Genomic DNA, 12412 nt, shown 5'->3' on the forward strand with positions numbered 1-12412 from the left:
GCGCCTAGCGGCAGGCAGCCGCCGATCGGCTCAGCGCTCGGCGAGCAGCCGCGTCAGATCCGCCTTCCAGAACTTCGCCCAGGTGTGCGTGCCATGCCCCTTCGTCTCGGGCGTCGCCTCGATCAGGCGGAAGGTGGCGCGCAGCATGCGCTTCGCGGCGGGCGCGGTGACGCCGTAGCCCGACGGATTGATGAAATCGTCGCTCGAATTGATCCACAGCACCGGCACAGTAATCTTCTCGAGCGCGGGCGAGGGATCGTAATTCCGCGACGCGTCCAGCTGGTAGATATAGTCATTGGCGTCGCGCCCGGCGCTGTTGCGCGCGAACGCCTGCGCCAGAAACGCCTCGGCGGCGGCGCGCGTCGGGTACAGCTTCTGCAAGGCGAGCGGGTTGGCGCCGGCGATAATCGATAGGCTGGCGGCGGTGCGCAGCCCCTGTACGGGCTGCGCGGTGTAATTGCCGCCGTTCCACGCCGGATCGGCCTGGATCGCGTCGATCGTCATCTTGCGCCACATGCGGTTCAGCCCCGCGATCGGCACGGGCAGGCAGGCGAAGGGGGCGAGCCGCTCGGCATAACCGGGATAGCTCTCGCCCCAGACGAAGGCGTGCATGCAGCCCATCGAGGTGCCGAGGATCACCTTCAGTCGGGTGACACCGATCTTCTCCAGCATCGCCTTCTGCGCGGCGACCATGTCGTCGTAATCGTATTTCGGGAACGCCATGCGCTTGCCGTCGGACGGCTTGGACGACGCGCCGTGGCCGACATTGTCGGGCAGGATGACGTAGGTGGTGCGGATATCGAACGGCTGCCCGGGACCGTAGAGTTCGTCGGCGAATTGCGGCTGAAGGAACTGCTTGCCGGTGCCGCCGGTGCCGTGAAGCACCATCACCGCATTGTCGATCCGCCCGTCCGCTCCGCGATGCGGCGTGCCGAGCGTGGTGTAGTGCATCCGCACGTCCATCGTCTCGCCGGTCTTGAAGCGGAACCGGGGCAGAGTGACGTCGGCTTCCTTCGTCGGCCAGGTGGCGGCGGCGGGCGCAGGATTAGCGGGCGTTGCGACCGGCTGCGTCGTCTGAGCGGCCGGGGCGGGCGGTGCGGTCTGCGCCGTAGCGGGGAGCGCGGCGGCGGAGAGGGCGAGCAGGGTGAGGAAGCGCATCGCCGATGCGTATCGTGCACGCTGGCCGGTGGGAAGCCCGGCCGGCGTACGCACCGGATCAGTCGATCATCGGCGCCATGCCCGGCTCCGCCTTCGCCATTGCGCGCTGATAGGCCGGGCGCTCGGCGATGCGGCGCAGATAGGCGCGCGTGTTGGGCAGATCGTCCAGCGCTGCGCCCGCGCCGAACGCGCGAGAGGTGGTGAGCGAATAGACCATCATGATGTCGGCGAGCGTCAGGTTGCGCCCGCCGAAGAACGACGCCGCGCCGAGCCGCGCCTCCATCATTTCCGTTGCACGCCGCGCGCGCTCGAGCACGAACGGCACGCGCTGCGCGTCGCCGCCGCCATAGCCGATCACGCCGACCATCATCTTGGTCGCCATATACGTCGCGTTCGACCAGTGGAACCAGAACAGGTGATCGGCATAATCGGGGTCGCCCGGCGGCGGCGCCATGCGCCCGCCGCCGTGGACGGTGTTGATATATTCGCAGATCGCCGCGCTCTCGCCGAGTACGAGATCGCCGTCGGTGATCACCGGCGCGATCCCCATCGGATGCAGCGCCTTGTACTCGTCGGGCGCGAGGCGGTTGTCGGAGCGGCGATCGTAGCGCTTTAAGGCATAGTCGAAGCCAAGTTCCTCGCACACCCACACGACGCGCTCGGACTGCGACAAGCCGAGGTGATGAACGGTCAGCATCCTATCCACTCCCGTTGACCGCACGCGCGGCGACAATTGTCTCAACTACTGGCCGAAGCCGCCGCCGCTCGCCTGCGCGATCGCCTCAAGCGCAGCGGCGAGCAGCGCGCCGGCCTTCGCCTCGCACTCGCGCTGTTCATAGGCAGGATCGCTGTCGGCGACGATACCGGCACCTGCCTGGACGTGCATCGTTCCGTCCTTCACCACCGCGGTGCGCAGCACGATGCACGAATCCATCGATCCGTCGGGCGAGAAATAGCCGACGCCGCCGGCGTAGGCGCCGCGCTTCTCGCCTTCCAACTCGGCGATCACCTGACACGCACGCACCTTGGGCGCGCCGCTGACGGTGCCGGCGGGGAAGCCCGCGAACAGCGCGTCGATCGCGTCGTGCTTGGGATCGAGCGCGCCGACGACGTTCGACACGATATGCATGACGTGGCTGTAGAATTCGACGGTGTAGCTGTCGGTGACGCTGACCGAGCCGGCGGCGGCGACGCGTCCGACATCGTTGCGACCGAGATCGAGCAGCATCAGATGCTCGGCGCGCTCCTTGGGATCGGCGAGCAGGCTCGCGCGGTTCGCCTCGTCCTCGCTCGCGGTCTTGCCGCGCGGGCGGGTGCCGGCGATCGGGCGGATCGTCACTTCGCCGTCGCGCACGCGCACCAGGATCTCGGGGCTCGATCCCGTCAGCGCGAAGCCGGGGAGGTCGAGGTGATAGAGGAACGGCGACGGATTGATCCGGCGCAGCGCGCGGTACAGCTCGAACGCGGGCAGCGCGAACGGCGCGGTAAAGCGCTGCGCAAGGACGACCTGGAATACGTCCCCCGCGACGATATAGTCCTTCGCCGCGCGCACCATGTCGGCATAGCGGCCGGCGGGCAGCGTCGGCGTGAGCGCGATCTCGCTCGGCTCGCCGCGGACTCGCGGGGGCAATGCGGTCGCCTCCAGCCGCGCCTCGATCGCATCGAGCCGCTCGCCGGCGTCCGCGACGATCGCGCGCGGATCGCGGTCCGCATCGGGCCACACCGGCGCGACGAGGAACAGCGCGTCGGCAAGGCGGTCGAACACCAGGATCACCGTCGGCCGCACGAACATCATGTCGGGCAGGCCGAGCGCATCGACCGATGGCTGCGGCAGCCGCTCGACCAAGCCGATCGTCTCGTAGCCGAAATAGCCGACGAGGCAGGCGAGCGCGCGGGGAAGCTCGGGCGGCACGTCCATCCGGCAGGCGGCGACGAGATCGCGCATCGCGGCGAGCGTCGGGACGGGGCAGGGTACGAACGCGTCCCGATCAGTGAGCCAGTGGCGGTTGATCGTGGCGTCGTTGCCGTGCGCGCGCAGCACCAGATCGGGCGCGAGGCCGATCATGCTGTGGCGGCCGCGCACCGCGCCCCCCTCGACCGATTCGAGCAGGAAATCGCCGCGCCCCGGCTCGATCAGCTTGAGCGCGGCGGCGACCGGCGTCTCGGTATCGGCGATGCGGCGGCGCCAGACGAGCGCCGGCCGGCCGTTCGCCAGCACCGAGGCGGCGGGGTTACTGATCGGAGCCACCGGCACCGGCGAGGCTGGCCTTCACCCGCGCGATCGCATCGGCGTTGCGGGACACCTTGAGCGCGGCCTTCACCGCATCGGTGAACTGCTGCGCATATTCCCCGCCGATCACCTGCCCCAGATCGCGGCGCGTGGCGGCGATCACCGGCGGCACCTTGGCGGCATCGCCGGCCTGGATCTGCTCCAGCTTGACGAGCAGCCAGCCCTGGCCGTCGGGCGCCTCGATCATCTTGGCGGTGCCGCCCTTCATGCTGAACATCAGCGCGAGCACCGGATTGGGGCCGTTGGGACCGGCGTTGATCTGCGAGCGCGCGGCGACGAGCCGCTGCACCTTGGCATTGCTTGCGCCCGCGCTCGACAGCGCCTGCGGCAGCGCGGTGCCGCCGTTGAGCGCGGCGAGCGCCTTCGCCGCAGCCGTGCGCGCCGCGCGGCGCGCGCGATCGGCGGCGAAGTCCTTCGCCACCTGATCGCGCACCTGCGCCAGCGGGCGCGGCGCAGCGCGCACGATGCGGTCGAGCGCAACCAGCGCGAAGCTGCCATCGTCGCCCGTCTGCACCACCTGCGGATCATCGCCTTCCTCGGCCTGGAAGCCGGCAGCGACGATGTTGGCGAGGAACGGCTGTGGGCGATAGGTGAGGTCGAGCGGGTTAATGCCGACCGAGGAGATCGGCGGGGTCGCTTCGGCGGCGAGCTTCTGGTCCGCGACGAGCTCGGCGAAGGTCGAATTGTCGCCGATCGCACCCTCGACCGCGTCGCGGATCGCGTTGAGCGCGTCCGCCGTCTTGGTCTTGGTCAACTCGGTCACGATCGTCGGGCGCGCTTCGGCGAGCGTCTTGCCCGGCACCTGCGCGACGCCGTCGACCTTGCCGACGACGAAGCCGATCGCGCCGCGCACCGGGCCGACGACGCCGCCGCTCGGCGCCGCGAACAGCGCGTCGGCGACCGCGGCAGAGGTGGCGGTGGTGAGCGCGGCCTTGTCCTGCCCTTCCAGCTTACGCGCCTCGAGCCCGGCCGCGCGGGCCGCATCGGCGATCGACGCGCCGCCGCGCACGTTGCCGGCGAGCGCGTTGGCGGCGGCCTGGTCGAGCACCGTCACCAGCGAGACGGTGCGCGTCTCGCGCGCCGCCCAGCGCGCCTTGTCACCGCCATAAGCGGCGGCGATCTCCGCGTCGGTCGGCGTCGCGCGCGCCTTGACGCTGTCCGGCGTCACCTGCGCGTAGCGGATCACGCGGCGCTCGGGCACCGTGTAACGCTGCAGGTTGCGGCCGTACCACGCCTGTAGCTCGGCGTCGGTCGGCGCGGGGCCGCCCGGGATTGCCGGGATCAGCGCGACCTGGCCGGCACGCTTCTCGAGCAGCAGCGAGGCATAGGGCAGCGCCAGCGTCTTCGGCACCTGGCTCGCGCCGACCTGCGGGCGGATGAGGAACTGCACCATCGTCTCGCGCGCGATATCCGACTGTACCTGCGCGTCGGTGAGGCGATTGCGCGCCAGCACCTGTTCGTAGATCGCCTGATCGAACTTACCCGTCGGGCCCTTCAGCGCGGGAATGTTGCGCAGCTCGCTGCCGATCAGCGCGCGGCTGACGACCATCCCCTGGTCCTCGCCATATTCCTGCAGCGCGATACCGTTCAGCATCCGGTCGAGCACGTTCTCGACGCCGCCCGCGGCGATGAACTGCGCCATGTCGACATTGGGATTGCGCTGCTGCACGTCGCGCAGTTCGTCCTGCGCGCGGCGCGCGAGCTCGGCTTCACTGATCGTCTGGTCGCCGACGCGCGCCACCGTGCCGCCCGTTACCCCGCCCGCGCTGAGACCCGTCACGTCGCCGAGCGCGAAGGCGAGCGCGATCACGCCGAGCACCACGCCCGAGACGATCACGCCGATGCGCGAGTTGATGATGCGACGAAAGAAACCCAGCATGGTGCGCCAATCTGATTGAACGGCGCTCGCTTTAGGGGGCCCTCTTCGTTACCGCAACGGCCGCAACCCAATGACGAGGGAGGAACCATGCGGCGCAAGTTCGTGGCCGGGAACTGGAAGATGAACGGCAGTCTGGCGGCGCTGGCCGAACTCGACGCGATCGGCGCAGCGATCGACCCGCGCGTCGACGTGGCGCTAGCGGTGCCCGCGACGCTGATCCAGCCCGCGTCGGCGCGCGCCGGCTTTCCGATCGGCGCGCAGGACGTGCATGGCGCGGCGAGCGGCGCGCACACCGGCTGCGTATCGGTGGCGATGATCAAGGAAGCGGGCGCCGCCTTCTCGATCGTCGGCCATTCGGAGCGGCGCCAGGCGCAGGGCGAGAGCGATGCCGACGTGAAGGCCAAGGCTGAGGCGCTGCACGCCGGCGGGCTCGACGCGATCCTGTGCGTCGGCGAGACGCTGGACCAGCGCGAGGCGGGCGAGGCGGAAAAGGTGGTCGCGGCGCAGATCCGCGCCTCGTTGCCTGAAGGTGCGGACGGCGGCTGGCTGGTGATTGCTTACGAGCCGATCTGGGCGATCGGCACCGGCAAGGTCGCGACCGTTGCCGACGTCGAGGCGATGCACGCCGCGATCCGCGCGACGCTGGTCGACGCGCTGGGCAACGAGACGGGTTCGGGCATCCGGCTGCTCTACGGCGGGTCGGTGACGGCGGAGAATGCCGCCGGGCTGCTCCACGCCGCCGAGGTCGACGGCGCGCTCGTCGGCGGGGCGAGCCTGACGGCGGCGAAGTTCGTGCCGATCATTACTGCCGCGATCGGCTGATCGAGCCTGTCGTTACCGATCGCGTCCGGGCCGTCCGGGCGCGATCGAACCGCGCGTGAAAAGCCTGCGCCCTGAACGGGCGTTTCACTCCAGCGATATCGGATGAACCCTGTCCGCAGGACAGGAGTGGTGCGGTCGAGAAGACTCGAACTTCCACGGCCTTTCGGCCACAACGACCTCAACGTTGCGCGTCTACCAGTTCCGCCACGACCGCACGTGATGTCCGCCGGGCTGGCCCGGTGGCTGGCAGGAGCGCGCCACTAGCAAGCGTTTGGGGGGCTGGCAATGCCCGTGTCGCGGCGCCGCGAAAAGATTCGCGGGCGCCGGTCCGCGTTGTCAGTTGTCGTCCTCGCCGACGAAGCTGAGCTCGAGCCGCTTCGAGCTTGCCGGCACGTCGAGCTTGGCGGAATTGAAGTCGATCGCGCTCTTGGGCGACAGGCTGCGCTGCTGCGGGATGATCGTCCAGCTGAACACGATACGGCCCCGCGCATCGCGCAGATCGGCGCGGATATCGGGCACGCGCTGCCGCTCGGTCGAGGGGTTGAGCACCTTGCCGCTGACCGCGAACAATTCGCTGCCGTTGTTGATCTCGCGCCGCTCGATCGGATTGTCGATCAGCCGCAGCGGTGATTCCTCGGGGCCGAAGGAGAGGCCGAGCTGCGAGGCGAGCCCGGGCGCGCTGGTCCACAGGATCGCGGCGACCGCAACGAGCATCAGCAGTGCGGCGACGACCGCGGCGATCGTCCAGCGACGAACCGGATTGATCCGCGGCCGGAACGGCGCGCGCGGCGCGAGCAGATCGTCGTCCGCCGCCGTGGCGGGCGCGGTGTTCGGATCGATCCGCGGCGGCGAGGGCGTGATCGGCGGCGGGGACGTCGGCGCCGGGAAAGGGGCGAGCGGGGTGGGGGGCGGCGTCACCGGCGATACGGCAGCCAGCCCACCGGGGGCGGCGATCGACGCGGGCGCTTCGACAGGTGCGGCGTCGGCCTGCGCCGCAACGCTCTGCGCCGCGCGCGCGTCCGGCGCCTGGAACCAGCTGTGGCGGCAATTGGCGCAGCGCACGGTGCGCCCCTCGGCCCCGATCGACGCGTCGGGCACCAGATAGCGGGTGCGGCATTCGGGGCATTCGAGGATCATTGCGCGAGGCTGCCGACGGCTGGAGCTGGAATTGCGACCATCGCGAATCTAAACACGCCCCTTGCGTTGCATGCAAGCGGTGGTTGAAGCGGCGGGCGTCGTCGTGCGATGGCATCGGGCGGGGTTACATTGGGCAAGGGCAGCGGCGCCGGATAATGGCGAACATCGTGCAGTTCGATAACGTGGGGCTGCGCTATGGCACCGGGGCGGAGACGCTGGCGGACCTGAGCTTCTCGCTCGCCGCGGGGTCCTTCTACTTCCTCACCGGGGCGAGCGGCGCGGGCAAGACATCCTTGCTGCGGCTGCTGTACCTCGCGCAGCGACCCAGCCGCGGCGTGATCCGGCTGTTCGGCGAGGACGCGGTGATGATGCCGCGCAGCCGACTACCGGGGTTCCGCCGCCGCATCGGCGTCGTGTTTCAGGATTTCCGGCTGGTCCCGCATCTTTCGGCGGCGGACAATATCGCGCTGCCGCTGCGCATCGCCGGCATGCCCGAGGCGGAGATCGCCGAGCCGGTGGGCGAGATGCTCGCCTGGGTCGGGCTGGCCGACCGTGCAGGGGCACGACCGGCGACGCTGTCGGGCGGCGAGCAGCAGCGCGTTGCGATCGCGCGCGCGGTGATCGCGCGGCCCGAGATGCTCGTCGCCGATGAGCCGACCGGCAACGTCGATCCCGAAATGGCGGAACGGCTGCTGCTTTTGTTCGATTCGCTCAACCGACTGGGCACGACGGTGGTCGTCGCGACGCACGACCTGCACCTGATGAACCGTATCCCGAGCGCGCAGATGATGCGACTCGACAAGGGGCGGCTGCTCGACCCGACGGGGATGCTGCGCCACCCGCCGGCGCGCCCGCAATGAGGCGGCCGGACAAGACGGCGGAGCGGACGCGCCGCGTGCTCGACGAGGCGCGCGGGGTGCGCGCGATGACGTGGGTCATCGCGATCATGCTGTTCCTGACGATCCTCGGCGCAGCGCTCGGCATCGCGACGCGCAACGCGGCCGGCACGCTGGAGACGCAGCTCGTCGGGCGCGCAACGGTACAGATCGTCGTCGCCGACCCCGCGCGCCGCGATGCGCAGGCGCGCCGCGCGCTCGCCGTGCTCGCCGCCGCCCCCGACGTGCGCCGCGCGACCGCGGTGAGCCGCGCGGCGCTGACTGCATTGCTGCGCCCGTGGCTCGGCAGCGACGGCGCCGATCCCGAGCTGCCGGTTCCGGCGATGATCGACGTCGAGCTCGCCAGCGGTGACCCGGCGGCGATCGGCCGCGTGCGCGCGGCGTTGCGATCCGCCGCGCCCGATGCGCGCGTCGACGCGCACGAGGCGTGGATGACGCCGGTGGTCGGCTTCCTCGATCTGGTCACGCTGATCGCGCTGCTGCTGGTCGCGCTGATGGCGGCGGCGACCGGCGCGGTCGTCGTGCTGGCGGCGCGCGCCGGGCTCGACGCGCATCGGCCGACGATCGAGGTGATGCACATGCTGGGATCGACCGACGTCCAGGTTGCGCGGCTGTTCCAGCGCCGCATCGCGCGCGACGCGGTGATCGGCAGTGCGATCGGCACCGTCACCGCGCTCGCGCTCGTCGCGGTGATCGGCAACCGTGCCGACGCGCTCGGCTCCGAGCTGCTCGGCGGCGCGACGCTCGGCACCGGCGGGTGGGTGACGCTGGCGCTGCTGCCGCTCGGCTTCGTCGTCCTCGCCGCGGTCGCGGCGCGCTTCGCGATCACCCGCGCGCTGGGACGCGTGCTGTGATCGCGCGATTGTTCGCACTGGCGGCGATCGCCTGGGCCTTGGGATTCGCGGTGTTCATGCTGACGCTCGCCGAGCCGGCCGACGACGCACGCAGGACCGACGCGATCGTCGTGCCGACCGGGGGCGCGGGGCGGATCGGGCGCGGGCTGGCGCTGATCGAGGCGGGGCGCGCACGCCGCCTGCTGGTGAGCGGCGTCGCGCCGGGGCTGCGTAAAGTCGATCTCATCGCAGCGAACGGCCACGCGCCGGCGATCGAATGCTGCGTCGATCTCGGCCGCGAGGCGGTCGACACGCGCTCCAACGCCGAGGAGACCGCGCGCTGGGTGCGCGAGCATCGCTACCGCTCGGTCCGTCTCGTCACGTCGAACTGGCACATGGCACGCGCGCGGATGGAATTGGGCGCGGCGCTCGACGACGGCGTCGTGATCGTGCGCGACGGCGTGCCCGCCGAGCAGCGGCTGGGGCAGCTCGTCAACGAATACAACAAGCTGCTGCTGCGCCGCGCGGCGCTGTGGATGGGGGTGGGACGATGATCGCGTGGTTACGGACGCTGCTGTACCGCTGCGTCTTCTACGCCGGCTCGGTGCCGATCGTCGTCGGCATCGCCTTCGTCGCGCCGTTCGGGCAGCGCGCGGTGATCCGTCACGCGCACCTCTGGTCAAAGCTCAACCGCTGGTGCACCCGCGTCATCCTCGGCATCACGACGCGGATCGAAGGGGAAGTGCCGCCCGGCCAGTATCTGTTCGTCTCGAAGCACCAATCGATGTTCGAGACGACCGAGCTGCAGCTGATGCTCGGCGGCCCGGCAATGGTGCTGAAGCGCGAGCTGCGCCGCATTCCGATGTGGGGCTGGGCGACCGAGCTCTACGGATCGATGTCGGTCGATCGCGACGCATCGGCCAAGGCGCTGCGGCGGCTGATGAGTGAGGGCGCGGCGCTGCGTGCGCAGGGCCGGTCGGTGGTCGTCTATCCTGAAGGAACGCGCGTGCCGCCGGGCGAGACGCCGCCGCTGCGATCCGGCTTCGCCGGCCTGTACAAGGCGGTCGGCCTGCCGGTGGTGCCGATCGCGGTCGACAGTGGCTTGGTGCTGCCCAAGAAGGGCGTTGCACGGCGCGGCGTCGTCACCTTTCGCTTCGGCGCACCGATCCCCGCCGGGCTGCCGCGACGCGAGGCGGAGCAGCGCGTCTGGGCGGCGATCAACGCGCTCGAACCCGACCGGCCGGAGACGATGCCGCCCGCTTGATGCTTGCTAATGCTTGCGGCCGAAGTCCGCCGCCGCGTCATCCTGCCCCTGGTCGACGATCGAGCGGCGGATCGTGCGCGTGCGGCTGAATAGATCGAACAGCGTGTCGCCGTCGTCCCAACGGATCGCGCGCTGGAGGTGCGACAGATCCTCGCTGAACCGCTGCAGCATCTCGAGCACCGCGTCTTTGTTGGCGAGGAACACGTCGCGCCACATCGTCGGATCGGATGCGGCGATACGGGTGAAATCGCGAAAGCCGCCGGCGGAGAACTTGATCACCTCGGACTGCGTCACCTCGGCGAGATCGTTGGCGGTGCCAACGATCGTATAGGCGATGAGGTGTGGCAGGTGGCTCGTCACCGCCAGCACACGGTCGTGATGCTCGGGTGCCATCGTCTCGACCTGGCTGCCGAGCCGCCGCCAGAATTTGGCGACGCGCTCGGTCGCGGCAGGATTGCCGCCGTCGAGCGGGGTGACGATGCACCAGCGGCCGTGGAACAGCGACGCGAACCCCGCTTCCGGGCCGCTTCGCTCGGTGCCGGCAACGGGATGCGCGGGAACGATCGTGCGGCCCGGCAGCGCGGCGGATAGCGCGCGCGCGACCTCCGCCTTGCAGCTGCCGACGTCGCTGATCACCGCGTCGCCCGGCAGATCGGCCGCCATGTCGGCCGCGACCGCGCCCATCGCGCCGACCGGCACGCACAGGATCACTAGTTCTGCGTCGGTCACCGCGGCGCCGACCGTGTCGGTGACGTCGTCGACGATGCCGAGCGCGTCGGCGCGCGCGCGCACCCCGGCGTCGGCGTCATGCCCCGTCAGGCGCACCGTCGGCATGTGCTCGCGCACCGCGCGTGCGACCGAGGAGCCGATCAGGCCGAGCCCGACGATCGTGACGCGGGAAAAGGGGAGCACATCTACCTCCGTTCGCCCCGCGCCGGTCGACGGGCCGTTTCTGTCCGCCGCGCGTGTCGCGGACCGGCGGCGCTTCGGCAAGCCCGACGGCGCGTGCAGGCTGCGATCAGGCGACGCCGATCAGCGCCCGCAGCGCGGCGACGACGCCGCGCGTCTCGTCCTCGGTGCCGATCGTGATGCGCAGCCCGTGCGGCAGGCCCTGGCCCGGCAGCCAGCGGACGATATAGCCCGCGTCCATCAGCCCCTTGTACGCGGCCTCGGCGGTGAGTTCGCCCTCGAACAGGACGAGGACGAAATTGGCCTCGCTTGGCACCGCGCGCAGCCCGGCGTTGCCCAGCTTGCCGATCTCGTCCGCGAACCACGTGCGCCAGCGCGCATTGTGCGCGGCGGTGTGCGCGACGAAATCGGTATCGCCGAGCGCGGCGACCGCGGCGGCGGTGCCGGCAATGGTGATCGAGAAGGGCAGGCGGATACGGTGCATCGCCTCGATGATCGGCGCCGCGCCATAGCCCCAGCCGATCCTCTCCGCGGCGAGCCCGTACATCTTGGAGAAGGTGCGCGTGACGAGGACGTTGGGCGCGCTTTGCGCAAGCGCCATGCCGCCGTCGTCGTCGCTGCCCTCGATATATTCGGCATAGGCGTGGTCGAGGACGAGCAGGATGTCGTCGCGCAGGCCGGCGTGCAGCCGCGCGATCTCGGCACGCGGCACGTAGGTTCCGGTCGGATTGTTCGGATTGGCGACGAAGATCACCCGCGTCCGCTCGGTCACCGCGGCGAGGATCGCGTCGACGTCGGTCGCGTAATCCTTGTCGGGCGCGATGACGGGGGTGGCGCCGACGCGGCGCGCGGCGATCGGATAGACCGCGAAGCCGTAGTTGACGTAGATCACCTCGTCGCCCGGCCCGGCGAACGCGCCGGCCGCGAGGTGCAGCACCTCGTCCGATCCGTTGCCGTAGATGATCCGCGCCGGATCGAGCCCGTGTTTGGCGGCGAGCGCGTCGCGCAGCTCGGTCGCGCTCGCGTCGGGATAGCGTTCGAGGTTGGTCGCGGCGGTGGCAAAGGCTTCGCGCGCCTTGGGGCTGGTGCCGAGCGGGTTCTCGTTCGACGACAGCTTGGCGACCTTGCGTCCGTCGTCGGTCGTCGAGCGGCCGGGTACGTACGGGGCGATCGCCATGATCCACGGCTTGGGAGTAGGGCCAGTCATGGCGCGGGCGTGTAGCG

General features: G+C 70.5%; 12 protein-coding genes and 1 tRNA gene. 5 read left to right on the forward strand and 8 right to left on the reverse strand.

The features are described 5' to 3' along the window. Positions 1–30: 30 nt before the first annotated feature. Genes F1C10_RS15140 through F1C10_RS15155 form a run of 4 tightly spaced genes read right to left on the reverse strand, consistent with a single transcriptional unit; the run spans position 31 to position 5327 of the window. Positions 31–1158: an alpha/beta fold hydrolase gene (locus F1C10_RS15140; protein ID WP_185210287.1), complete on the reverse strand. Its 1128-nt coding sequence runs from the start codon at positions 1156–1158 to the stop codon at positions 31–33. Positions 1159–1216: 58 nt separating this feature from the next. Then, positions 1217–1855 (reverse strand): glutathione S-transferase family protein, encoded by a 639-nt coding sequence (locus F1C10_RS15145; protein WP_185207433.1) that lies wholly within the window; start codon positions 1853–1855, stop codon positions 1217–1219. Positions 1856–1900: 45 nt separating this feature from the next. Next, positions 1901–3406 (reverse strand): anthranilate synthase component I, encoded by a 1506-nt coding sequence (gene trpE / locus F1C10_RS15150; protein ID WP_185207435.1) that lies wholly within the window; start codon positions 3404–3406, stop codon positions 1901–1903. After that, complete coding sequence (locus tag F1C10_RS15155) at positions 3390–5327, reverse strand: peptidylprolyl isomerase (RefSeq protein WP_185207437.1); 1938 nt, start codon at positions 5325–5327, stop codon at positions 3390–3392. The genes trpE and F1C10_RS15155 overlap by 17 nt, the downstream gene beginning before the upstream one ends. An 87-nt stretch (positions 5328–5414) precedes the next feature. Between F1C10_RS15155 and tpiA the strand changes: the two genes are divergently transcribed. Beyond that, positions 5415–6149, forward strand: a complete 735-nt coding sequence (gene tpiA, locus F1C10_RS15160; RefSeq protein ID WP_185207439.1) for a triose-phosphate isomerase — start codon at positions 5415–5417, stop codon at positions 6147–6149. A 127-nt stretch (positions 6150–6276) separates the two neighbouring features. Here tpiA and F1C10_RS15165 read toward each other — a convergent pair. After that, positions 6277–6363: transfer RNA gene (locus F1C10_RS15165), tRNA-Leu, on the reverse strand. A gap of 122 nt (positions 6364–6485) precedes the next feature. Next, positions 6486–7286: a zinc-ribbon domain-containing protein gene (locus tag F1C10_RS15170; RefSeq protein ID WP_185207441.1), complete on the reverse strand. Its 801-nt coding sequence runs from the start codon at positions 7284–7286 to the stop codon at positions 6486–6488. A gap of 155 nt (positions 7287–7441) precedes the next feature. On the opposite strand from F1C10_RS15170, the gene ftsE reads away from it, so the two are divergent. From ftsE to F1C10_RS15190, 4 genes are read left to right on the forward strand one after another with little or no spacing between them, the layout of a single operon-like run. Beyond that, entirely contained in the window at positions 7442–8146 is a 705-nt protein-coding gene (ftsE, locus tag F1C10_RS15175; RefSeq protein WP_185207443.1) for a cell division ATP-binding protein FtsE, read from the forward strand. Further along, on the forward strand, positions 8143–9036 hold the full coding sequence (locus F1C10_RS15180) for an ABC transporter permease (RefSeq protein ID WP_185207445.1): 894 nt from the start codon (positions 8143–8145) through the stop codon (positions 9034–9036). The genes ftsE and F1C10_RS15180 overlap by 4 nt, the downstream gene beginning before the upstream one ends. Beyond that, positions 9033–9569 (forward strand): YdcF family protein, encoded by a 537-nt coding sequence (locus F1C10_RS15185; protein WP_185207446.1) that lies wholly within the window; start codon positions 9033–9035, stop codon positions 9567–9569. Before F1C10_RS15180 ends, F1C10_RS15185 begins: the two co-directional genes overlap by 4 nt. Continuing rightward, positions 9566–10279, forward strand: a complete 714-nt coding sequence (locus tag F1C10_RS15190) for a 1-acyl-sn-glycerol-3-phosphate acyltransferase (protein ID WP_185207449.1) — start codon at positions 9566–9568, stop codon at positions 10277–10279. Before F1C10_RS15185 ends, F1C10_RS15190 begins: the two co-directional genes overlap by 4 nt. Before the next feature lie 6 nt (positions 10280–10285). Here the strand turns inward: F1C10_RS15190 and F1C10_RS15195 are convergent, their stop codons facing one another. Together F1C10_RS15195 and hisC are read right to left on the reverse strand one after the other, a co-directional pair. Further along, positions 10286–11191 carry a prephenate/arogenate dehydrogenase family protein gene (locus tag F1C10_RS15195; protein ID WP_185207451.1) on the reverse strand — a complete coding sequence of 302 codons (906 nt, stop codon included), beginning with the start codon at positions 11189–11191 and terminating at the stop codon, positions 10286–10288. A 106-nt stretch (positions 11192–11297) separates the two neighbouring features. Continuing rightward, entirely contained in the window at positions 11298–12395 is a 1098-nt protein-coding gene (gene hisC, locus F1C10_RS15200) for a histidinol-phosphate transaminase (RefSeq protein ID WP_185207453.1), read from the reverse strand. Between the last annotated feature and the right edge of the window lie 17 nt (positions 12396–12412).

This window comes from Sphingomonas sp. NBWT7 (assembly GCF_014217605.1).
Lineage (GTDB): Bacteria > Pseudomonadota > Alphaproteobacteria > Sphingomonadales > Sphingomonadaceae > Sphingomonas.

Excerpts from the sequence above, each read along its gene's own strand:
- F1C10_RS15140 (WP_185210287.1), bottom strand. The coding sequence starts at position 1,158 with ATGCGCTTCCTCACCCTGCTCGCCCTCTCCGCCGCCGCGCTCCCCGCT.
- F1C10_RS15145 (WP_185207433.1), bottom strand. The coding sequence starts at position 1,855 with ATGCTGACCGTTCATCACCTCGGCTTGTCGCAGTCCGAGCGCGTCGTG.
- F1C10_RS15155 (WP_185207437.1), bottom strand. The coding sequence starts at position 5,327 with ATGCTGGGTTTCTTTCGTCGCATCATCAACTCGCGCATCGGCGTGATC.
- tpiA (WP_185207439.1), top strand. The coding sequence starts at position 5,415 with ATGCGGCGCAAGTTCGTGGCCGGGAACTGGAAGATGAACGGCAGTCTG.
- F1C10_RS15170 (WP_185207441.1), bottom strand. The coding sequence starts at position 7,286 with ATGATCCTCGAATGCCCCGAATGCCGCACCCGCTATCTGGTGCCCGAC.
- ftsE (WP_185207443.1), top strand. The coding sequence starts at position 7,442 with ATGGCGAACATCGTGCAGTTCGATAACGTGGGGCTGCGCTATGGCACC.
- F1C10_RS15180 (WP_185207445.1), top strand. The coding sequence starts at position 8,143 with ATGAGGCGGCCGGACAAGACGGCGGAGCGGACGCGCCGCGTGCTCGAC.
- F1C10_RS15190 (WP_185207449.1), top strand. The coding sequence starts at position 9,566 with ATGATCGCGTGGTTACGGACGCTGCTGTACCGCTGCGTCTTCTACGCC.
- hisC (WP_185207453.1), bottom strand. The coding sequence starts at position 12,395 with ATGACTGGCCCTACTCCCAAGCCGTGGATCATGGCGATCGCCCCGTAC.